Below are 21,206 nucleotides of genomic sequence, written 5' to 3'. Positions count from 1 at the left end.
ATAAGTAAATTGAAAATTTTAATATTTCTGCAGAAAAGTCACTATTTACAGTTATTTCGATTGAAGTTGTAATAACAAGCTTTTTCTTTTTAAAAGAAATTTCCATAATTAGTTTTTAAGATAATTTTTTGTTAATATTGTTTCGAATTTTAACAAAATTTTTAAAAAGGAGAAGCCGAAAATCCAAAAGAGGAGGCATTAAACTAACTAATTTTATTAATTATGATTGAATGGTACAAAAAAGTGGTTTTTGAAAACTATGCAAACTTTAAAGGTCGCGCCAGAAGAAGCGAATATTGGTATTTTGCACTTGCAAATGGATTAATTTCTATTTTATTAATTGTTATTGGAGCTATCATTGGAGCCATTTTTGGCGATGCGGTTACAGGAGGAATAATTGGATATGCTTTTTTTGGTCTTTATACGTTAGCAACGTTTATACCAACTTTGGCTGCAGTAGTAAGAAGATTGCACGACGTTGGAAAAAGCGGCTGGTTTTATTTTATCTGCCTGGTTCCGTTTATTGGAGGTATCTGGTTGCTTATTTTGTTGTTTACAGAAGGTGATTCAGGTCCAAATGATTATGGACAAGATCCTAAAAACAATATCGAAGAAATTAATGAAATTGGAAAAGTTGAATTACAATAATAATAACTAAATATAAATAATAGAAAATGGAATTACAAGAAACATCAAACAATTTTAATGAGCCAATCCCAGTATTTAAAGTGGACCCTATTATGGTTTTACTTTTTGGATTTTTATCATGCGGATTGTATTTAATTTATTGGAACATTAAAGTTGCAGAGGTTTTTAATGCTGTAGCAAAGAAAGAAGTTATTTCGCAGCCAATTGCAATTTTTGCAGGATGTTGTATGCCGGTAAATATTTATTTTTATTATTTAGCAGGAAAAGAAGCTTTGCCAAAAGTGTATGAGCAAACTGGTGAACTTCAAAAAGATCAGTCTACTTTATTAATTGTTTTAGGATTCTTTTTTCCTATTGCAGCAGCAATGATTGTACAAGGTGACATCAACAGATTATACAAATAATAGTAGAATAAAACGTAAAATTTACGGAATTATCGGTGCAGCAATTACACTGATAGTTCCGTTTTTTTTAATGCTCAATAATCATAACGATCATTTAGAGTCGGATCAGTCTTTTTGTCCCTTTAAAATGGTCACGGGATTTCCTTGTCCTGGTTGTGGTATTACAAAATCACTGGTTTATTTTTATCAGGGAGATTTATACAAATCTATTAGTTACCACATTTTAGGGCCTTTTGTAATTGCTTTTTGCTGGGTAACTATCATTGTGCTGGTAACAGAAATTATTACCAAAAAAGAATATTTTACAGGATTACTATACAATAAAAAACTAGCCTATAGATTGGCTTATTTTTTAGCTATTTATCATTTTATACGATTGATTCTTTTTGTAAAAAACAATTCAATTGATGATATAATGCATCAGTCGATTTGGTTTTAAACATAAAAAAATCCCATTCAGTCAGAAATGGGATTTTTTTATGTTTCTAAATAATAGGTTTTCTTTTTCTGGTATGCCTTTTTTTAATACAATAATAGCTTATTAGGTACAAAATTAATGCTTGAGGCCTCTAGTTTTGTTTCAGATTTAAAAGGTCGTATAAAGCTTTCTAAAACTATAAAACTGATTGCTCATCATAAATTAGTTTTAAATAAAAATTGTAATTAAAAAAATCCCATTTGCTAACGTAAATGGGATTTTTTATTTTGCCTGTATAGAGAGTGTAAAAAAAGAGCCAGAAAACTGTATGTTCTCTGGCTCTTTTATTTTTTGATTGGCCTTATAAAAGCTAGGTGTAGTACCTTAAGATTGTATTATCAACAACAACAACCAAATTTGTTCGCTTTTTTATTGTAACGTATTTTTATTGTAGTTTCTCAATAAAGATAATAACCTGAGCAGGAACTATTGGTATATTTAGCCCAGTATTAGCATTAATTTGCGCATTACAAATTAGTGATACACGGTAAATTTCTTGTGAATTATGCAAGGTAATCATTAAGTTATACGTATCACGGTTAGCGGGGGTGACACCTTGTCCAGTTGCCACGTACCATGTATTTGCTCCTGCTGAGGTGGTTCTCCAGTTAGCAAAATAATTTCCACCGGCACCTGATACTTCACCAAAGGCAGTAACCTGATTTGGGACTTTTGTTTGAAATTCAATCGAGTTAGCAGAACCTGTGCTACCGCTGTTAAATCGAATTGATAGATTACCAATAGTAGTGATAGAATTTAGAGATGTCTGCGCATTAATTGGTGTTGAAGTACGAGCATATTGTATTGTCTTAATATCAGGTGATGCAGTGATTGCAACACCATCTATAGTTCCTACAACACCATTTGCGTCGACAACTACAGTTTTAACTGCGCTGTAAGTTTGATCTTTTGCAGTAGATGCAGTACCGTCAGTTTTTGTAGTAATTGCATTTGTTGCTCCATTTACCGGAAGACTTCTTAAACGGGTTGTTCCGTTTACGTCTAGCGACTCGGTTGGTGCTTTTACATTAACACCTAGTTTGTTGTTTGTTTGAGAGTACCCAAAAGCACAACATAAGATAAAAAGTGAAGAAAGTACTTTGTTTTTCATATTAATTTAATTTACTGATTAATAATTTTTTTCAAATTTTTAGGTTGTCAACCACACTAAAAAGTCTAATGTTTTAAGTATTAAGACTTAATCAAAGTTGAGACGGCAAAATTAGCTTATGTTTTCAGTGCAATATCACCTCTAAAAGCTTTTAGAGTTGTACTTTAGGGTAAATAACTAAGTTGTTATAATGCAGGTCTTAATATGAAATTATAAACGAAATAAGATATGAATTAGTTCTATAGAAAAAGCCTGAACTATATTAGGCCTGCTGAGCGTTTCTGTAAGTATCTGTCGGAATTATATAGATAATAAGATATTCAAAATACATAAATAAAAAAGCCCCAACAAATGGGGCTTTTAAAATTCTGGATAATTTACTTTGTATTGGAAGTTTTTCTCGAGATTTCCATTAATAGTAGTGATCATGCATGCTTTTGTTATTGTAGTTTCTCAATAAAAATAATAACCTGAGCTGGTACTGCTGGTATTCCACCGCTCGCAGCTATAGAACCATTGCAAATTAATGATACACGATAAATTTCTTGTGAATTATGCAATGTTAGCATTAAGTCATAGGTATCCCGGTTAGCGGCAGTGACACCTTGTGCAGTTGCCGGGTACCATGTATTTGCGGCGGCAGCAGTGGTTCTCCAGTTAGCAAAGTAATTTCCACCGGCACCGGAGACTTCAGCAAATGCCGTAACCTGATTTGCTACTGAGGTGTTAAATTCAATCCAGTTACCGCTGCCGGTAGTTGTACTGTTAAAGCGTATTGATAAAATACCAATTGAAGTTATCGAATTCACAGGTGTCGATGCATTTATTGGTGTCGAAACACGGGCATATTGTATTGTTTTAATAGTTGGTGCTGTAGTAATGGCTATTCCATCAATAGACCCAACAACCCCATTTGCATCGACTACTAAAGTCTTAACGGCGTTAAATGTCTGGTCTTTTGCAGTCGATACTGTACCATCTGGTTTTGTATAAATTGCATTCGGGTTTCCGTTTGCCGGAATGTCTCTTACACGAGCTGTTCCGTTTACATCAATTATTTCGGTAGGTGTTGTGGTAGTAAAACCTACTTTATTGTTTGTTTGTGAATGTACACAACAATAACAACATATAATAAAAACCGAAGAAAGTGTTTTGTTTTTCATATTATTCAGTATTAATGATTTGTATTTATTTTTAAACTGCAATGAGGCAACAAAAATTCAATATTCAAAAAATAGATAATAGGCGAAAAAATGGTATGTTCTTCATATAGCATTACCTTCTAAAGGTTTTTAGGGAAACCTTTAGGGGGTAATAGATAAGATAATTTAGGCTTTTATTGTGCGTTTAGGTAGTACTGTAAAAATCAGCGTATAATTTAAATAGGGTATTAGTCTTCTTTTTCAGATAGTTTACGTTCCAGTTCTATTTGAAACTCTTCGATAACCGGTTTCATTGTACTTTCCGGAATATCTGCAATGCGAATGTACATTAAACCATCGATCGCATTATTAAACAACGGATCAACGTTAAAAGCAACTACGCGGGCATTTTGTTTGATGTACTTTTTAATTAAAACCGGCAAACGTAAATTTCCTGGTTCTAATTCGTCAATAATTTTGTCAAATTTATTAAGATCTGATTCGGCTTCATCAAAAATAAAGTCTTTGTCAGCGTCTTTTAGTTTTACTTTGTAAGCTTTTTTAGGATGAATGTACTGTGCGATATAGGGATCGTAATAATTTGATTTCATAAACTCGATCATCAATGATTTCGAGAAATCAGAGAATTGATTACTGATACTTACTCCACCTAATAAATACTTATGTTCAGGATAACGTAATGTTGTATGAATGATACCTTTCCATAATAAAAACAAAGGCATTGGTTTTTGCTGATATTCCTTAACAATAAAAGCGCGTCCCATTTCGATAGATTTATGCATCATATCGTGCAATTCCGGTTCAAATCTAAAAAGGTCATTTAAATAAAAACCTTCAAGACCATATTTCGGATAAATTTCAGATCCCAATCCCATACGGTAAGCACCTGCAATTCGTTTGGTTTCATCATCCCACAAAAACATATGGTGATAATATTGGTCAAATTTGTCTAAGTCAATAGATTCGTTTGTTCCTTCACCAACTTCACGGAAAGTGATTTCGCGCAAACGTCCAATTTCATGTAAAATGTTTGGAACAGACTTCGCTGTTGCAAAAAAAACTTCGTAGTTTTTACTTTGCAGTAAACGGCAATCGCTGTTTCTTAACGCATTTACCTCGTCAATCATTTTTGATTCGTTTGCCGGAGTAACGATTTTTTTTGGTGCTTTCGGAATTTTTAAACTTGCTGTATCAATCAGTTTGCTGTCCTTTTCAAAAGGATTGGCAAGCATATAGGTTTTCTTTCTTAAAAATTCTGAATACTCTTCAAACGATTCAATTTCGTTTTGCTCGTTTACCGAAATCGGCTTACCAATACGAACTTTAATAACACGATCTCTCTGCGTCAATAATTCCGATGGTAATTTTGCAGTTCGTAAAGTATCGTCAATTTTAGAAAGCCAATAGAATAATCTGCTGTTTTTAGCGTGAAAATAAATGGGTACAACCGGAACTTTTGCTTTTCTAATCAATTTCAATGCACCCTCTTCCCAAGGCTTATCTACTACTAATTTACCATCCTTATAGGTTGAAACTTCCCCGGCAGGGAAAATTCCCAACGGTTTTCCGTCACTTAAATGGCGTAAAGTTTCTTTAATTCCCACCACACTCGATTTTGCGTCCTTATGATTTTCAAAGGGATTAACCGGCATGATATATTTTTTAAGCGGAACAATTCTATGTAATAAAAAGTTGGCAATGATCTTGAAATTAGGTTCTCTTTCAAGCATTAATTTCAATAATAAAATACCGTCAATTCCTCCAAGCGGATGATTTGAGATAGTAATATAAGCGCCATCTTTGGGTAATCGTTTTAAATCTTCTTCAGGAATTTCAAATTTGATTTCCATTTCATCCAAAATTCCGTTTAAAAACGCGACATCCTCTAAATGTTTGTTATGATCGTAAATTTTATTAAGGGTAGAGATCTTAAGAACCTTCATAAGAATCCAGCCTGAAAAAGTACCAAGAACCCCGTACTTCTCAACATTTATTGCCTTTGCAACTTCTTTCGCGGTAACTAAACCCATGTACTATTTTTAATTTATTAGAGCAGCGAACAAAGATAACAAAAAACTCTACTTTTCGTTGATACAAATGCAAACTTTCCACTTTTTTATTACATTTGGGTTCCTAAAAAAAACTTGAATGAAAATTATTTCTTATAATGTAAACGGAATCAGAGCGGCAATTACAAAAGGATTTATAGAATGGCTGCAACAAGCCAATCCTGATGTTATTTGTCTTCAGGAGATAAAAGCGACACAAGAGCAAATTCCCGTTGAAGCAATTACCGATGCCGGTTACCCTTATCAATATTATTATCCGGCTACCAAAAAAGGATATAGCGGCGTGGCTATCTTATCTAAAATAAAACCCAATAATGTCGTTTTCGGAACCGGAATTCAGCATATGGATTTTGAAGGTCGTAACCTTCGTGCTGATTTTGATGATTGTTCGGTAATGAGTTTATACCTTCCATCGGGAACTAATATTGAAAGACTTGATCATAAATTTATGTTTATGGATGATTTTCAAAATTACATCAACGAACTTAAAATTACAATTCCAAACCTGATTATTTGCGGTGATTACAACATTTGCCACGAAGCGATTGATATTCATGATCCGGTTCGTAATAAAACTGTTTCAGGATTTTTGCCTGCAGAACGTGCCTGGCTTGATGGGTTTATAAAATCCGGTTTTATAGATAGTTTCCGTCATTTCAACAAAGATCCGCATCATTATTCGTGGTGGAGTTATCGTGCCGGAGCCCGCGGAAACAACAAAGGCTGGCGTATCGATTATAATTTAGTAAGCGATTCATTAGAACACAGATTAAAGCGTGCTGTAATTTTACCAGATGCCGTGCATTCAGATCACTGTCCGGTTTTAGTTGAAATCGAATAAAGTTTGGTATTGTTATTGTTAAAAGAATAGCAGTTTTAAAGTGAGTCTTTTTGGAATTTGGAATTTAACTTTTGGAATTTTAATTAAGCTCTCCGTAAAACAAGAAATTTTGAATTATTAATAAGCCCCAAATAAAAACCAAAAAATAAGATGATTAAAAAAGCCTCCATCGGATTGCTAGTAGTAGCTTTATCCATGACTTCGTGTGTTTCTAAGAAAATTTACAATGATCTTGAATCTAAATATTCAGATCTGAAAAAAGAAAATCGCTCCATTGCTGATCAAAATGCAGATTTGCAAAAAGCTAAAAATCAATTAGAATTAGATCGTGATAAATTAACAAAAGATTTGGCAGGCACAAAAGACGATCTTGCAAAACAAAAAGCAGATCTTGCCGCTGAACAAAAAAAATACAAAGTACTGCAGGATTCCTACAATGCATTGGAGAAAAACAGCAATGATGCATTAGAAAGCAATATGGCTAAAAACCGTGAATTGCTGGCACAATTAGAAGCAAAATCTAAAAAACTGGCCGAAGAACAAGCGCGTCTTGATAAAACGGCAAACCGCTTAAACGAACTTGAAGCTATGATTGCGGCCAAAGAAGCGGCAATGAAAAAATTAAAGGAAACTTTATCAAAAGCCTTAAACGGTTTTGAAGGAAAAGGTTTGACAGTAGAACAAAAAAACGGAAAAGTTTATGTTTCTATGGAAAACAAATTACTTTTTAATTCAGGAAGCTGGGCTGTTGGTACCGAAGGTAGAAAAGCAGTTGTAGAATTAGGAAAAGTTCTTGGAGATAATCCTGATCTTTCGGTTCTTATTGAAGGACATACAGATGATGATCCGTATGCTGGTTCAGGACCAATTGCAAACAACTGGGATTTATCAACAAAAAGAGCAACAGCAATTGTAAATATTTTGAGTGAAAACACAAAAATCAACAAACAAAAACTAACGGCTGCCGGTCGTAGTGAATTCTCTCCATTGGCAAGCAACGCCACTCCGGAAGGAAAAGCCAAAAACCGCAGAATCGAAATCATCTTAACGCCAAGATTAGATGAAATCGCGGAAATGCTTAATAGTATAAATTAAGTTTTTTAGTTACAAAGGTTCAAAGGAACAAAGGCTCAGAGTTTTAAACTTTGAGCCTTTTTAGTTTCCTGCAAGGTTTCTAAAATCTTGTAGGTTTAATTATGTTGAATTTTAGGTTTGGAATTTAAAATTTAGAATTTCGATTCTTATTATTTTGTAACTTTGAAAATCTTAAAGAATATAATTATGGGACTTCCGGAATTAAAAGATAAAATAAGAAATCAATTAGATTTAGCAGATGAAAAAGTATTGCGCATTGTCTCTTCTGTATTTGATAACTATTTAAATGAAGTTGTTTCTTACGATGCAAAAGGGAATTCTTTAACCTTGTCTGAATATCATAATAAAGTTGAAGAAGGTTTGAATGATGTTAAATACAATCGAATAATTTCACAAGAAGATTTATCGAAAGAAATGCAGGATTGGGATAATGAGTAATATTAAAATTGAAGTTTTCTGGACAGCAAATGCTAAAGAAGATTTGAAAGAAATTTACATTTCACTAAAGAAGAAAATCTCTAAAGAAACAGCAATTAAAATTAGAGATGAATTATTTAATAGTCCAAATAAAATTGTTTTTGCTGAACAATTTCAATTAGACGAATATAGATTGGATTGCAGAAGAATTATAGTAAGGAATTTTAAAATTCTATATCAAATTAAAGAAAATTCTATTTTTATTATTAGAGTTTTTAATTCCCTTCAGAATCCTATAAAAAGTTTGAAATAAAGGGGTTCAAAGTTTTAACTTTGAACCCCTTTATTATCCTGGATTGAAAGATTAATTTCATTATTTAAAATTTTAAAATTCACTTTTTATATCCTTTTTAACCTTTGTCGAATTTTCATTTGAATAATCCCGTTGTATATTTGAAGCTTCTTATTCAAAAGAAAAAACTTAGAAATCTTAGCAACTCAGCACCTTAGCACCTCAAAAAAAATGAAATACACAACTTTACCCAATACCGATATAAAAGTTAGTAAAATCTGTCTCGGAACCATGACTTTCGGGCAACAAAACACAGAAGCAGAAGGTCATGCTCAAATGGATTATGCTTTTGAACGCGGAATTAATTTTTTTGATACTGCCGAAATGTATTCGGTTCCGGCAAGTGAAGCAACTTACGGAAGCACAGAAAAAATCATCGGGACATGGTTTAAAAAATCAGGAAATCGCGAGAAAGTAGTTTTGGCTTCAAAAATTGCGGGGCCAAACGCAAATTTTGGTTATATGCGCGAAAAACTTGATTTTTCTCCTGCAAGTATTAAATATGCTTTAGATAATAGTTTAAAACGTCTGCAAACAGATTATATCGACTTGTATCAAATGCATTGGCCGGAACGTAAAACAAATACTTTTGGTCAGCGTGCTTTTAAAGTTCAGGATGATGCGTGGGAAGATAACTTCAGAGAAGTTCTGGAAACGTTTGAAGGATTAATCAAAGAAGGAAAAATAAAACACATCGGAGTTTCGAACGAAAATGCCTGGGGAATGATGCGTTTTCTGGAAGAAAGCAAATATCAAAATTTGCCAAGAATTAAAACGGTTCAAAATCCGTATAATTTATTGAACCGTCTTTTTGAAGTTGGTTCGGCTGAAGTTGCCATTCATGAGAATGTAGGTTTGTTGGGATATTCACCTTTAGGATTTGGAACATTGACTGGCAAATTTTTAACCGGAGAAGAACATCCAAAAGCAAGGGTTAAACTTTTCCCGCAATATACCCGTTACGGAAGCGATCAATGTACACAAGCAACAAAATTATATCAGGAAATCGCCCATAAACACGGATTAACGTTAACGCAATTATCAATGGCTTTTGTGTTGCAGCAGCCATTTTTAACGAGTGCCATTATCGGAGCTACAACATTGGAACAATTAAAAGAAAATATTGACACGATTGATATTGTACTTTCAAAAGAAATTTTAGCCGGAATTGATAAAGTTCAGGCTATTATTCCTGATCCGGCTCCGTAAGTTATTGCCACGAAGGCGCTAAGACACAAATATTTATTATTTATTTGCATTTTGTGTCATTTCGACCGAAGGGAGAAATCACACTAGAAGCTCGACAAAGATTGTAGATTCTCTTTGTAGATGAGTGTGATTTCTCCCTTCGGTCGAAATGACAATACTTTGTGCCTTGGTGTCTTCGTGGCAATCGTTTACAAATCAAATTCCTCCTCCATCGCCAAAGAATCATTTTTAATTGCTGTCGAATCCGGTGCTTTGATTCGTATTAAAGAACGCGCATTTCCGGAAATATAAACCGGAAACTGGCCAATAGTGTCTTCTGGAATTAAAAGACCTCTGCGAAACATTAAGTTTCTTAAGAATTTTTGATTTTTTACGGCATAATCTTTTAGATTTCCTTCATCATTAAACTGATACATAAATTTTCTTGGCTTTGGAATTATAGTAGCCAGAAATAAACATTCGTCTACATTTAAAGCAGAAGGGCTTTTTTGGAAATAAAATTGACTTGCTTCACCAATTCCGTATACATTTGGTCCCCATTCGATAATGTTGAAATAAACTTCAAGCATTCTTTCTTTGCTTACAACTCTGTTATTTTCTAAAATATAAACCAATAGAATTTCTTCCAGCTTACGCGAAAGTGTTTTTTCACGGGTTAGAAATACATTTTTAATCAATTGCATACTGATTGTACTGGCGCCGCGAGAGAATTTTTTAGTTCTGATGTTTTTCAGAATAGATTGTTTGAAGGCTTCATTTATAAATCCGCGATGCGAAAAGAAAGAAGGATCTTCTGTTGTCAATACTGATTTTCGTAAATAAGGCGAGATTTGGTCTAAAGGTGTATAATTGGGATTTGCACTTCCAACCAAAACCGGACGCTGCAACACATTCTGAATGATAGCGCGATAAACAAATTCTCTGTTTAATTTATTAAGATCGGCTTCACCATATTTCGTGATTCTTAGATCTTGTTTGTTTAGTTTACTGTCAAAAACTAAAGTATTAGGTTTGTTTTTATTGAATTTGAAATCCAATTTATAATCGAAAATTCCCGTCGCTTCCATTCCTTGAAAATGGGTAAACAATCCGTCTGGTAAGGAAACAATAAAATCCTGTGCCTGCATTTTCGGAATCTCGACTTGTAAAGTATAAACCGTGTCTTTTTCCGTATTATACGAAACGTAAGGCTTTACTTTTATTTTATTCAATTGCATTGTCGAAGTGCTGTCAATCGAAATAAAATCATCACCAAGCAAAAAACGATAATCAAAACGGGCATTTTTAATTACAACATCTTTGCTCGCAATTTTTGGATGATTGATTTTTAAATTGGTGATAGAAGTATAACCATCAATATGCAATTCACTTCCGTCCTTATCAATATTGGCAACATTTAATCGAATAGAATCAAAGCTTGCCTTAAAGTTGTAACGTTCGTCAAGATACGGAACGCGAATGGCTCCGGTATCAAGATTAAAAAACCGGATGTCTGCTTTTTTATTTCTTGGGTCAGCAAATCCTTTAATATTCCATTTTTGATCAAAATTTTTACTTTGAACATGAAGATTCGTTTCAAGTTGTTTATTGTCTAAAACGAGTTTATTTATCTCAATAGAGGCTTTTTTACCATTATCATCAATTTTAAAATTCAGGTTTTCCAATTTCATATCTGTTGGAACTAAATTTAATAGCTTTGAAATGATTTGATAAGCAAAAGTGGCGTATTTGCGTTTTTCGTTTGTATCAGAATCTGATTTATCTCTTTTTAGAAAAGCATCAAAATTGCGCACTTTCCCCTTTTTTACTAATTGAATATAACCATCGTTGATTTTTAAGGTTCCAACCTGAACATCTCCAATTAATAAATTCGATAAACTAATACTGGTTTCTATTTTGTGAATGTGGCAAAGCGTGTCCGCATTATTAGGAACTAAAATAACATCAGTTAATTTGATTCCAGATAATCCTTCAAATGAAGCTGATTTTACAGAAAATTTACTGTCATATTCTGTATTCATTTTCAAGGTAACTTTTGCAATGGCTTGTTTTAAAAGTGAATCGCGAAAAAAGTAAAGACCTAAAAAAAGCACTACTAATACCAGGGCAAGTATTAGAAGTGCTTTTAATATTTTTTGTTTTGGAAATTTCATAAAGTAGGTTTATAAAAATTTAAGGAATTTTCGTGGTGTAAATTTTTTGCCACGAATTTCGCTAATTTCTCGAATTATATATGACTTGGATATGTAAGATTTCACATTAAATTTAAATAAAAATTCGTGTTTAATTTGTGAAATTCGTGGCAAACAAAAATTTAACCAAAAAGAAAACTGGCAACATCTTCAATCTTGGCAACAAGTTCAATTTTGATTCCTGTGTTTTTTAAGGCAATTTTATTGTATTTTGAAACAAAGATAGTATTGAATCCTAGTTTTTCGGCTTCCTGAATACGTTGATCTACGCGATTTACAGGTCGGATTTCTCCGGATAAACCAACTTCGCCGGCAAAACAAAAGCCTTTCGTTATTGGGATATCTTCATTTGAAGATAAAATAGCGGCAACAACAGCTAAGTCAATTGCCGGATCATCAACAGAAATTCCTCCGGTAACATTCAGGAAAACGTCTTTTGCGCCTAAACGAAATCCGGCTCTTTTTTCTAAAACCGCCAAAATCATGTTTAGCCGTTTGGCGTTGTAACCAGTAGTACTGCGCTGCGGCGTTCCGTAAACGGCTGTGCTTACCAAAGATTGAATTTCGATCATTAACGGACGCATACCTTCCATGGTTGTGGCAATTGCCGTTCCCGACATTTCCTCGTCTTTATGCGAAATCAATATTTCTGACGGATTGCTTACTTCTCGCAAACCGCTTCCCAGCATTTCATAAATTCCTAATTCGGCAGTAGAACCAAAACGGTTTTTTAGCGAACGCAGAATTCGGTAGACATGATTTCTGTCGCCTTCAAACTGCAAAACGGTATCGACCATATGTTCCAGGATTTTTGGTCCAGCGATATTTCCGTCTTTCGTAATATGTCCAATCAATATAACCGGAATATTGGTTTCTTTTGCAAACTTGATCAGTTCGGCAGTTGTTTCTCTAATTTGAGAAATACTTCCGGCTGTCGATTCAATATAATCTGTATGTAAAGTCTGGATTGAATCTATAATTACAATCTCTGGCTGGATAGCTTCAATTTGTTTGAATATATTTTGCGTTTTAGTTTCCGTCAAAATATAGCAGTTGTCGCTATTTGGCGTTATTCTTTCGGCACGCATTTTTATTTGTTTCTGACTTTCTTCTCCGGAAACATATAAAGTTTTATAAGGCAGTTTTAAAGAAATTTGCAGCAAAAGCGTACTTTTTCCAATTCCCGGTTCACCTCCTAAAAGTGTCAGAGAGCCAGGAACAATTCCGCCGCCTAAAACACGATTCAATTCGCCATCAGTTGTATCCATTCGAATTTCCTGAGCCGAATCAATTTCATTAATTTTTAAAGGTCGCGGTGCTTTACTGGTAGAAGTAGGTTCGCTTTTCCAGGCTACCTTTTCCTGCTTCTGAATAATTTCTTCGGCAATAGTATTCCATTCCTTGCAGGCATTGCATTGCCCTTGCCATTTGGCATATTGGGTTCCGCAATTCTGGCAAAAAAAGGAAGTTTTAACTTTAGACATTATTTGGTTTTTTTAGCAAGCGTATTCATTTCGTCGATTTTCTCGTACATCACATCTTTATTCAAATCCCCAATTGGTTCCATTTGCGATGCATTTTGATATTTTTTTGAAGCTCTTTTTGGATCTCCCATTTTTTCGTACATCAATCCTAATTCATATTCGCCCAACATGGCTTTTGGATAATTTACGTTTCCAATTTCGGCCATTTTGCCTAATTCATCATACGCATTTTTTTTAAGGATAAGGTTTTCAATTATTTTGAAATCACTCATTCTCACCGGAATCTGAACGCCTAAAACTTTAGACATCGTGTTGTATTTATTTTCTAAATAATCAGCATATCCTGTTTCAAGAACAGCAATTTTATCATTATATTCTGCTGAATTGATAGGTTTGTATACTTCAAAAATTTGGTACAAAGCACTCGGAATTGCATGTAAAACCTGAGTGTAATGTGTAGTGCCTTTAAATAAATCGTATTTGTAGTTTACCAAGGGATTATTGGCAAGTTTAATATTGCTGTCTAATTTTTCTATTGGTTCTTTGATTTTTTTATTGTCACCATCTGCAGCAGATAAATAGTAAAATACAGGTTCTGTTACTTTTGCAAATTTCTCCGGAATTCGAACTTCCATTTTAGGAGCCAATTCTGGACTAAAACAAATATAAGCGTTAAACAACGGTTGTTCTTTGTACAAATAAAAGTTGACAAAACTTGCTGTAAGGTCATGACCGGCAATAATTCTAAAAGGCGAAGTGCGGTATTTTTTTTCGATATAAGGAACTAATTCGGCACCAACAAATTCAAAAAACTCCGCGCCTTTTTCAAAAGGAAGTCCTTCATTTTGGTCAATAGTGGTGTCGTCTTCTCTTTCGTCGTTTTTATTTTGATGAATGCCAATGATAATCATTTCGGGCAAATCGCCCCAATAAGTACCATAACTTACAGCACCAGAGAATGGGTCAAATAAATAATCGCCGTCTAACAAATATAAAACAGGATATTTTTTTTCAGGATTGGCTTCGTAAGATTCCGGAAGTCCGATTGTAATTCTTCGTTCTTCTCCAAGTTTTTCAGATTGAATGTTGTCGAATTTCTTCTGGGCAAAAGCCGAGATGGAAATTAAAGCAAATAGTAAGTAAACTTTTCTCATGATTTGGGGTATTTCAGTGGATTAAAAAGTATTGAAATAGTGTAGCAATATAACATTTTATTTGCTTTTTTATTATTGTAGGATTTTTAAAATAGCAATGTAGGTCAGATTTAAATAAATAAATCAAAATTAACCGCAAAGCTCGCAAAGATTTTACGCAAAGTTAAAGATAAAGCTTTGCGAACTTTGTGTTTGCTCAACACAAACTAAATAAAAATTTTGCGAGCTTTGCGGTTATTTTTTTATCACTACGCAGGTTTTCAAATTGATCCTTTAAAATCAATATTGAATTTAAGCCAATAAAATACTGTTTGTACCATCAAAATTGGAACAAACTAAAAGTAGATTTAAGTGTAAAAGGAAAGCTTATGTTAGCGAATTATCGTTTTCATTTGGAAAAATGATCCATGGTTTGAAGGTTTTAGCTTCTTCAAATTCCAGGGTTGCATAGGATATAATAATGATAATATCGTCTTTTTGAACCTTTCTGGCTGCAGGACCATTCAGTGTTATTTCACCTGAATTTTTTTCTCCTTTAATAGCATAAGTTTCAAAACGTTCACCATTATTGATATTTACAATAGATACTTTTTCGCCTTCAATTATGTTTGAAGCTTCTAGTAAAGTTTCATCAATAGTAATGCTGCCAATATAATTTAAATCGGCGCCGGTTACTTTTACTCGATGAATTTTAGATTTTATAACTTGAATTTGCATGTTGCAAAGGTAAATTAATTTAATGAAATGGTGTCAATCAACCTAATAGAATTAACAAATACTGCTATAAATGCGCGGTAATTTTTGCCTTCTCTTTTAAGATCGATAGGTAATAATGTAGATTCGTCAGCAATTACGAAATATTCCAGGTCAAACTTTTTATTGTCTTTGAAAGAATTTTCTACAAATTCGATTGTTTCTTCCGGACTTTTTGTTTTGAATATTTCTTTTGCTTCGGTTAAAATTTTATAAATGATAGCAGCTTCTTTTCTCTCTTCGGGAGTTAAGCGCTCATTTCTGGAGCTCATTGCCAATTGGTTTTCTTCTCTAAAAATAGGGCAGCCCACAACATTTACCGGCAAATGATTTTTTTCGACCATTTTTTTAACGATCTGCAATTGCTGAAAATCTTTTTCGCCAAAATAAGCATTTGTAGGAGTTACGATTTCAAATAGCCTTTTTACGATCGTGCCAACACCATTAAAGTGTCCGGGTCTGAATTTTCCTTCCATTTGATTTTCCAATCCGTCAAAATCAAAATCCTGCGAAACCGTATTTCCTTCATAAATATCTTCTACAGAAGGAGCATAGAGAATCATTTTATCGCTCAAACCACGCATTTTTTTTACGTCCTCTTCTAAAGTTCTAGGGTATTTTGCCAGATCTTCGGGATTGTTAAATTGAGTTGGGTTTACGAAAATACTTACTACAGTATCGTCGTTTTCTTTAAGGGATCTTTGCATCAAAGCCAGATGCCCTTGGTGTAAAGCACCCATTGTAGGAACAAACCCGATGGTCGAATTTGCCGTTTTGATAGTTTTTAAATAGGCTATCAAAGCTACTTTACCGTAGAAAATATGCATGTTGGTAATATTAAAATTTAGTGCAAACATAATATATTAGTTATAAACTGCATAAATTTTTGTAATTTTGCAACGTTTTTATTACCAAAAATTAAGTAAAATACTATTATGAAAGATAAGAGGATATTATATGTATCATCTGAAGTCGTGCCTTATTTGGCTGAAAATGAAGTTTCTTTAATGTCTTATGACGTTCCCAAAATGATTAATGATCAGGGAGGTCAGATAAGAATTTTCATGCCAAGATATGGAAATATCAACGAAAGAAGACACCAGTTGCATGAAGTTATTAGACTTTCAGGAATGAATTTGGTAGTGAACGACTTAGATATGCCATTGATTATTAAGGTAGCTTCAATTCCGAAAGAAAGAATTCAGGTTTATTTTATTGATAATGATGAATATTTCAAACGTAAAGCAACTTTTGCTGACGAAGAGGGAGCACTGTACCCTGATAATGACGAAAGAGCAATATTTTTTGCAAAAGGAGTTGTTGAAACAGTAAAAAAACTAAATTGGGTTCCGGATATTATTCACGTTCATGGCTGGCTGGCTGCTATGTTGCCAATTTACATGAAACATTACTATAAAAACGAAGCTTTATTTTCTGAAACAAAAATCGTAACATCTGTTTACGGGCAATCTTTTGATGAAAATTTAGATTTAGAAATGATTAATAAGGTGAAATTTGACGGTGTTCCTCACGAAGCAATTGCTGATTTGGAAACTCCAAATTATGAGAATGTTCTAAAGGCTAGTATCTTACATTCTGATGCTGTTATCATTGCATCTGAAAATGTATCGCCAAGTTTAACAAAATTTATAGAATCTTCAGGAAAACCTTTTTTACCTTTCGCCACGAAAGATGCATTCGCAGAAGCGTATACAAATTTCTATAAAACGATGGGTCTTTAAATTTTAAACTTTATTTTTAAACATGTATAATACTTCTTTCTTTAAGAAAATTCTATTAATAAGTACTGTAGTTCTTTTATATTCTTGCGACAAAGATTTTAATGCCATTGGAGATGATTTGATTGGAGACGATCATTTTGGTCTTGAATCTGAAAAATATGATGTTTTGGCTTACAATCAGGAAGTAACACCAATTCAGTCAAATTCTTTGACAGTAAATGCTTTAGGTATTTATGATAATCCGGTTTTAGGAACAACAACAGCAAATTATACCACGCAGGTTGCACTTGCTGCTTATGCTCCTTCTATTGGAGAATCGCCGGTAATACAAAGTGTTGTACTTAGCGTGCCTTATTTTAGTCATATAACAGCCACTAACCTTGATGGGAGTAGTACTTATGCATTAGACTCTATTTATGGAGCGCCGGAAGGAAAGTTAAAATTAAGTGTTTACGAGTCTGGTGTTCAAATGCGTGCTTCTTATTTTGATGGTGGTAATCAATTTGCACAATTGTATAATACCGATATGGATACCGATACTGGTGTTCCAGAATATATAAATTTTGATACAAAAAAAGTTGGTAGTCGATTAAATACAGGAGGTGTATTAGAAAATGATCAATTCTTTTTTGACGCAAAACAAATCACTGATGTAACAACTACTGATGGTAAAGAAGTTACCACAAAAGTTGCTCCCGAAATGCGTTTGAATTTAGATAATGCCTTTTTTCAAAGTAAAATATTGAGTGCTCCGGCTGCAAAACTTGCTACTGCTGATGTTTTTCAGGAATATTTCAGAGGATTATATTTTCAAGTAGAAAGGTCAGGGAGTGATCCAAGCAATATGGCTTTGATGGATTTTACAAAAGGTAAAATTACTATTAAATACAAGGCTAAAACTGATATTACGACTGATGGGGAAACTGTAGAAGACAGAACATTGGTTATTAATTTAACAGGAAGTACAGCTAGTTTACTTAAGGATGCCAAAAGTTCTGACTATGCAACTGCAATACAAAATCCGAATCCGGCAGGAGATGAAAGACTTTTCTTAAAAGGAGGCCAAGGATCACTTGCTGTATTAGAACTTAATGGTCTTGCTGCAAAATTAGAAGAAATTAGAGCCAATAAATGGCTTGTTAACGAAGCAAATTTGGTTTTTTACATCGATACTTTACAAATGGCTAAAACAGCTGATGGTAGTACTGATATAAAAAAAATGGCTAAAGAGCCGAAAAGAGTTTACTTGTATGATCTGGATAATAATTTGCCAATTGTAGATTATGCGGCAGATGGTAGTACAAGTATAACAACTGATCCTAGAATGACAAAAGTTATTTACGGTGGAATAGTGAATGTAAATTCTACTACAAAAAGAGGGTCATATTATAAAATCAGGTTGACTAATCATATTCGAAATATCATAAAAGATGCTACTGCTAAAAATGTTAGATTAGGTTTAGTTGCTATTGATGATATTAGTATTACAGCTTCGAATAAGTTGAAATTAAAAAACAGCGTTATTTCAGAAGCTCCAAGATCGACAGTTATAACACCGGTAGGAACAGTATTGTATGGAGGTAATTCAAGTTCAACAATCCCGACTGGTAAAAAATTACAACTTGAGATTTACTACACGAAACCAAATTAATAAATATATATGTGTGGAATTGTTGGATATATCGGTCATAGAGAGGCTTATCCTATTATTATAAAAGGATTAAAGCGTCTTGAGTACAGAGGATATGACAGTGCCGGGGTTATGTTGTATGATAACTCAGGTATAAAACTTTGTAAAACAAAAGGTAAGGTTTCAGATCTTGAAGAGAAAGCAAAAGATAATTTTACAACAAACGGAACTATAGGGATTGGGCACACTCGTTGGGCAACTCACGGAGTTCCAAATGATGTAAACTCACATCCGCATCTTTCAAATTCTGGTGAATTAGTAATTATTCACAATGGAATTATTGAAAATTATGCACCTCTTAAAGAAGAATTAAAAAAGAGAGGATATACTTTTAAATCTGATACAGATACAGAAGTATTGGTGAATTTGATTGAAGAAGTTCAGAAAAAAGAAAATATAAAATTGGGTAAAGCAGTTCAAATTGCTTTAAACCAAGTTGTAGGTGCTTATGCGATTGCGGTTTTTGATAAAAAAAATCCGAACGAAATCGTAGCAGCAAGATTAGGAAGTCCGTTAGCAATTGGGGTTGGAGAAGGAGAGTTCTTTATTGCCTCTGATGCTTCGCCTTTCATTGAATATACCTCTAATGCTATTTATCTGGAAGACGGAGAAATGGCAAACATTAGATTGCATAAACCTCTTAAAGTTAGAAAAATTAAAGATGACTCTTTAGTTGATCCTTATATTCAGGAGCTTCAGATGAATTTGGAGCAAATTGAAAAAGGCGGTTACGATCATTTCATGTTAAAAGAAATATACGAGCAGCCAAGTGTTATTAAAGACACCTACAGAGGAAGACTTCATGCCAATGAAGGAATTGTTCAGATGGCTGGTGTTGAAGATAATTTAGAAAAATTCTTAAACGCAAAACGTATTCTAATTGTAGCATGCGGAACTTCATGGCACGCAGGTTTAGTAGCAGAATATATTTTTGAAGAGTTTACTCGTATTCCTGTTGAAGTTGAATATGCTTCTGAATTTAGATACCGTAACCCAATTATCAATAAAGATGACGTTGTTATCGCGATTTCTCAATCAGGAGAAACTGCAGATACAATGGCGGCTATTAAATTGGCAAAAGAAAATGGTGCTTTTGTATTTGGTGTTTGTAACGTTGTTGGTTCTTCTATTTCAAGAGAAAGTCATGCCGGTGCTTACACGCACGCAGGACCTGAAATTGGAGTAGCTTCAACAAAGGCATTTACAACTCAAATTACGGTTTTAACTATGATCGCTTTGAGATTAGGTAAAGCTAAAGGAACTTTGTCAAATACAGACTATCATACTTACTTGCAAGAATTAGAAATAATTCCTGAAAAAGTAGCAGAGGCATTACAGACAAACGACAGAGCAAAAGAAATTGCAGCAGCTTTTAAAGATGCTCCAAACTGTTTGTATTTAGGTCGTGGATATAACTTCCCGGTTGCATTAGAAGGCGCTTTAAAATTAAAAGAGATCTCTTATATTCATGCTGAAGGTTACCCGGCAGCAGAAATGAAGCATGGTCCAATTGCATTGATTGATGAGCACATGCCGGTTATTGTAATTGCGCCTAAACAAGGTCATTACGATAAAATTGTAAGTAATATTCAGGAAATAAAATCAAGAAGCGGTAAAATTATTGCCGTAGTTACAAAAGGCGATACACAAGTTCGTGAATTAGCCGATTATGTAATCGAGATTCCTGAAACTTCAGATGCGTTATCACCACTTATTACTACGATACCGTTGCAATTACTTTCTTATTACATCGCTGTAATGAGAGGTTGCAATGTTGATCAGCCTCGAAATTTGGCAAAATCAGTTACTGTAGAATAAAGTTTATAAAATATTTATAATGCTATAAAAGCGAGACTTAGGTCTCGCTTTTTTTATGGTTTTATTAACATTTTTTTTGTAGGCATTGAATTATAATTTTATATTTGCCGAAAATACATTATTATACCTCCCTTCATGAAAAAATATTTATTTATTGTTCTTTTTGTACTGTGTTTCTCAGCAAATGCTCAAACAAAACTAACCTTTAGTTACGACGCTGCAGGAAATCAAATTAGCCGAACGCTTTGTATTAACTGTGTCTCAAAAACAGTTGAAGAAATAAAAGAAATCGAAGCCATTACGCAAGATGACTTATTTCAGTTTTCAGAAAAAGATTTTATCTCTTACTATCCAAATCCCGTAAAAGAAGAATTGTATTTACAATGGCAATTGATTAATGAGAATTACATCACTTCAGTACAATTATATTCAGTCACAGGTCAGGTTTTAAGAACATATCAACGAAACAAACAAGAAAACAATCTTACAATACCTTTTCAGCAGTATCCTTCGGGAATTTATATTGTATTGATGTCATACAAAGACGGAGGAGAAAAATCGATTAAAATCATCAAACAATAAAAGC

20 protein-coding genes are annotated in these 21,206 nt (G+C 33.6%); 12 read left to right on the top strand and 8 right to left on the bottom strand.

Annotated features, from left to right (window positions below):
* Nucleotides 1-222: 222 nt before the first annotated feature.
* From BUE22_RS06770 to BUE22_RS06760, 3 genes are read left to right on the top strand one after another with little or no spacing between them, the layout of a single operon-like run.
* A complete protein-coding gene (locus BUE22_RS06770) occupies nt 223-648 on the top strand; it encodes a DUF805 domain-containing protein (protein WP_073394325.1) in 426 nt (141 codons plus the stop codon).
* Nucleotides 649-674: 26 nt separating this feature from the next.
* On the top strand, nt 675-1,052 hold the full coding sequence (locus tag BUE22_RS06765) for a DUF4234 domain-containing protein (protein WP_042563521.1): 378 nt from the start codon (nt 675-677) through the stop codon (nt 1,050-1,052).
* Complete coding sequence (locus BUE22_RS06760) at nt 1,027-1,491, top strand: DUF2752 domain-containing protein (RefSeq protein ID WP_042563520.1); 465 nt, start codon at nt 1,027-1,029, stop codon at nt 1,489-1,491. Before BUE22_RS06765 ends, BUE22_RS06760 begins: the two co-directional genes overlap by 26 nt.
* A 424-nt stretch (nt 1,492-1,915) precedes the next feature.
* Here BUE22_RS06760 and BUE22_RS06755 read toward each other — a convergent pair whose 3' ends face one another.
* The 3 genes from BUE22_RS06755 to BUE22_RS06745 form a co-directional block, all read right to left on the bottom strand.
* Complete coding sequence (locus BUE22_RS06755) at nt 1,916-2,641, bottom strand: hypothetical protein (RefSeq protein WP_073394324.1); 726 nt, start codon at nt 2,639-2,641, stop codon at nt 1,916-1,918.
* Nucleotides 2,642-3,081: 440 nt separating this feature from the next.
* Nucleotides 3,082-3,804, bottom strand: a complete 723-nt coding sequence (locus BUE22_RS06750; RefSeq protein ID WP_073394323.1) for a hypothetical protein — start codon at nt 3,802-3,804, stop codon at nt 3,082-3,084.
* A 227-nt stretch (nt 3,805-4,031) separates the two neighbouring features.
* The gene (locus BUE22_RS06745; protein WP_073394322.1) at nt 4,032-5,834 is read right to left on the bottom strand and encodes a GNAT family N-acyltransferase; all 1,803 of its coding nucleotides are present in this window, start codon (nt 5,832-5,834) and stop codon (nt 4,032-4,034) included.
* 118 nt (nt 5,835-5,952) lie between these two features.
* Between BUE22_RS06745 and BUE22_RS06740 the strand changes: the two genes are divergently transcribed.
* The 5 genes from BUE22_RS06740 (at nt 5,953) to BUE22_RS06720 (ending at nt 9,787) form a co-directional block, all read left to right on the top strand.
* Nucleotides 5,953-6,714 (top strand): exodeoxyribonuclease III, encoded by a 762-nt coding sequence (locus BUE22_RS06740; RefSeq protein WP_042563516.1) that lies wholly within the window; start codon nt 5,953-5,955, stop codon nt 6,712-6,714.
* A gap of 150 nt (nt 6,715-6,864) precedes the next feature.
* Nucleotides 6,865-7,809, top strand: coding sequence for an OmpA family protein (locus tag BUE22_RS06735; protein WP_073394321.1), 945 nt, complete (start codon nt 6,865-6,867; stop codon nt 7,807-7,809).
* Nucleotides 7,810-7,995: 186 nt separating this feature from the next.
* Nucleotides 7,996-8,247, top strand: coding sequence for a hypothetical protein (locus BUE22_RS06730; protein WP_073394320.1), 252 nt, complete (start codon nt 7,996-7,998; stop codon nt 8,245-8,247).
* Entirely contained in the window at nt 8,240-8,539 is a 300-nt protein-coding gene (locus BUE22_RS06725) for a type II toxin-antitoxin system RelE/ParE family toxin (RefSeq protein ID WP_073394319.1), read from the top strand. Before BUE22_RS06730 ends, BUE22_RS06725 begins: the two co-directional genes overlap by 8 nt.
* Before the next feature lie 210 nt (nt 8,540-8,749).
* Nucleotides 8,750-9,787 (top strand): aldo/keto reductase, encoded by a 1,038-nt coding sequence (locus tag BUE22_RS06720; protein WP_073394318.1) that lies wholly within the window; start codon nt 8,750-8,752, stop codon nt 9,785-9,787.
* A 188-nt stretch (nt 9,788-9,975) separates the two neighbouring features.
* On the opposite strand, the gene BUE22_RS06715 is transcribed toward BUE22_RS06720, so the two are convergent.
* From BUE22_RS06715 to panC, 5 genes are all read right to left on the bottom strand, one after another.
* Nucleotides 9,976-11,940 (bottom strand): biosynthetic peptidoglycan transglycosylase, encoded by a 1,965-nt coding sequence (locus BUE22_RS06715; protein ID WP_073394317.1) that lies wholly within the window; start codon nt 11,938-11,940, stop codon nt 9,976-9,978.
* Nucleotides 11,941-12,101: 161 nt separating this feature from the next.
* Nucleotides 12,102-13,463 (bottom strand): DNA repair protein RadA, encoded by a 1,362-nt coding sequence (gene radA, locus BUE22_RS06710; protein ID WP_073394316.1) that lies wholly within the window; start codon nt 13,461-13,463, stop codon nt 12,102-12,104.
* Nucleotides 13,463-14,617: an alpha/beta hydrolase gene (locus BUE22_RS06705; RefSeq protein ID WP_042563511.1), complete on the bottom strand. Its 1,155-nt coding sequence runs from the start codon at nt 14,615-14,617 to the stop codon at nt 13,463-13,465. Before BUE22_RS06705 ends, radA begins: the two co-directional genes overlap by 1 nt.
* 366 nt (nt 14,618-14,983) lie before the next feature.
* On the bottom strand, nt 14,984-15,334 hold the full coding sequence (gene panD, locus BUE22_RS06700; RefSeq protein WP_026727479.1) for an aspartate 1-decarboxylase: 351 nt from the start codon (nt 15,332-15,334) through the stop codon (nt 14,984-14,986).
* Nucleotides 15,335-15,348: 14 nt separating this feature from the next.
* Complete coding sequence (gene panC / locus BUE22_RS06695; protein ID WP_073394315.1) at nt 15,349-16,227, bottom strand: pantoate--beta-alanine ligase; 879 nt, start codon at nt 16,225-16,227, stop codon at nt 15,349-15,351.
* A 78-nt stretch (nt 16,228-16,305) separates the two neighbouring features.
* Here panC and BUE22_RS06690 point away from each other — a divergent pair, with 78 nt between their 5' ends.
* The 4 genes from BUE22_RS06690 (at nt 16,306) to BUE22_RS06675 (ending at nt 21,202) form a co-directional block, all read left to right on the top strand.
* Nucleotides 16,306-17,112, top strand: a complete 807-nt coding sequence (locus tag BUE22_RS06690) for a glycogen/starch synthase (protein WP_042563509.1) — start codon at nt 16,306-16,308, stop codon at nt 17,110-17,112.
* 22 nt (nt 17,113-17,134) lie between these two features.
* Nucleotides 17,135-18,763 carry a BamH family beta-barrel-assembly machinery protein gene (locus tag BUE22_RS06685; RefSeq protein WP_073394314.1) on the top strand — a complete coding sequence of 543 codons (1,629 nt, stop codon included), beginning with the start codon at nt 17,135-17,137 and terminating at the stop codon, nt 18,761-18,763.
* 9 nt (nt 18,764-18,772) lie between these two features.
* The gene (gene glmS, locus BUE22_RS06680) at nt 18,773-20,620 is read left to right on the top strand and encodes a glutamine--fructose-6-phosphate transaminase (isomerizing) (RefSeq protein WP_042563507.1); all 1,848 of its coding nucleotides are present in this window, start codon (nt 18,773-18,775) and stop codon (nt 20,618-20,620) included.
* Nucleotides 20,621-20,755: 135 nt separating this feature from the next.
* Nucleotides 20,756-21,202, top strand: a complete 447-nt coding sequence (locus BUE22_RS06675; RefSeq protein WP_073394313.1) for a T9SS type A sorting domain-containing protein — start codon at nt 20,756-20,758, stop codon at nt 21,200-21,202.
* Nucleotides 21,203-21,206: the final 4 nt, after the last annotated feature.

Origin of the sequence: Flavobacterium pectinovorum (assembly GCF_900142715.1) — a bacterium.
Taxonomy (GTDB): Bacteria; Bacteroidota; Bacteroidia; order Flavobacteriales; family Flavobacteriaceae; genus Flavobacterium; species Flavobacterium pectinovorum.
The sequence above is the reverse complement of the archived record's forward strand: the minus strand, read 5'-3'. Positions and strand labels throughout refer to the sequence as shown.

Excerpts from the sequence above, each read along its gene's own strand:
- radA (WP_073394316.1), bottom strand. The coding sequence starts at position 13,463 with ATGTCTAAAGTTAAAACTTCCTTTTTTTGCCAGAATTGCGGAACCCAA.
- BUE22_RS06765 (WP_042563521.1), top strand. The coding sequence starts at position 675 with ATGGAATTACAAGAAACATCAAACAATTTTAATGAGCCAATCCCAGTA.
- BUE22_RS06720 (WP_073394318.1), top strand. The coding sequence starts at position 8,750 with ATGAAATACACAACTTTACCCAATACCGATATAAAAGTTAGTAAAATC.
- BUE22_RS06745 (WP_073394322.1), bottom strand. The coding sequence starts at position 5,834 with ATGGGTTTAGTTACCGCGAAAGAAGTTGCAAAGGCAATAAATGTTGAG.
- panC (WP_073394315.1), bottom strand. The coding sequence starts at position 16,227 with ATGTTTGCACTAAATTTTAATATTACCAACATGCATATTTTCTACGGT.
- BUE22_RS06685 (WP_073394314.1), top strand. The coding sequence starts at position 17,135 with ATGTATAATACTTCTTTCTTTAAGAAAATTCTATTAATAAGTACTGTA.
- BUE22_RS06730 (WP_073394320.1), top strand. The coding sequence starts at position 7,996 with ATGGGACTTCCGGAATTAAAAGATAAAATAAGAAATCAATTAGATTTA.
- panD (WP_026727479.1), bottom strand. The coding sequence starts at position 15,334 with ATGCAAATTCAAGTTATAAAATCTAAAATTCATCGAGTAAAAGTAACC.
- glmS (WP_042563507.1), top strand. The coding sequence starts at position 18,773 with ATGTGTGGAATTGTTGGATATATCGGTCATAGAGAGGCTTATCCTATT.
- BUE22_RS06755 (WP_073394324.1), bottom strand. The coding sequence starts at position 2,641 with ATGAAAAACAAAGTACTTTCTTCACTTTTTATCTTATGTTGTGCTTTT.
- BUE22_RS06740 (WP_042563516.1), top strand. The coding sequence starts at position 5,953 with ATGAAAATTATTTCTTATAATGTAAACGGAATCAGAGCGGCAATTACA.
- BUE22_RS06675 (WP_073394313.1), top strand. The coding sequence starts at position 20,756 with ATGAAAAAATATTTATTTATTGTTCTTTTTGTACTGTGTTTCTCAGCA.
- BUE22_RS06715 (WP_073394317.1), bottom strand. The coding sequence starts at position 11,940 with ATGAAATTTCCAAAACAAAAAATATTAAAAGCACTTCTAATACTTGCC.
- BUE22_RS06750 (WP_073394323.1), bottom strand. The coding sequence starts at position 3,804 with ATGAAAAACAAAACACTTTCTTCGGTTTTTATTATATGTTGTTATTGT.
- BUE22_RS06690 (WP_042563509.1), top strand. The coding sequence starts at position 16,306 with ATGAAAGATAAGAGGATATTATATGTATCATCTGAAGTCGTGCCTTAT.
- BUE22_RS06725 (WP_073394319.1), top strand. The coding sequence starts at position 8,240 with ATGAGTAATATTAAAATTGAAGTTTTCTGGACAGCAAATGCTAAAGAA.
- BUE22_RS06735 (WP_073394321.1), top strand. The coding sequence starts at position 6,865 with ATGATTAAAAAAGCCTCCATCGGATTGCTAGTAGTAGCTTTATCCATG.
- BUE22_RS06705 (WP_042563511.1), bottom strand. The coding sequence starts at position 14,617 with ATGAGAAAAGTTTACTTACTATTTGCTTTAATTTCCATCTCGGCTTTT.
- BUE22_RS06770 (WP_073394325.1), top strand. The coding sequence starts at position 223 with ATGATTGAATGGTACAAAAAAGTGGTTTTTGAAAACTATGCAAACTTT.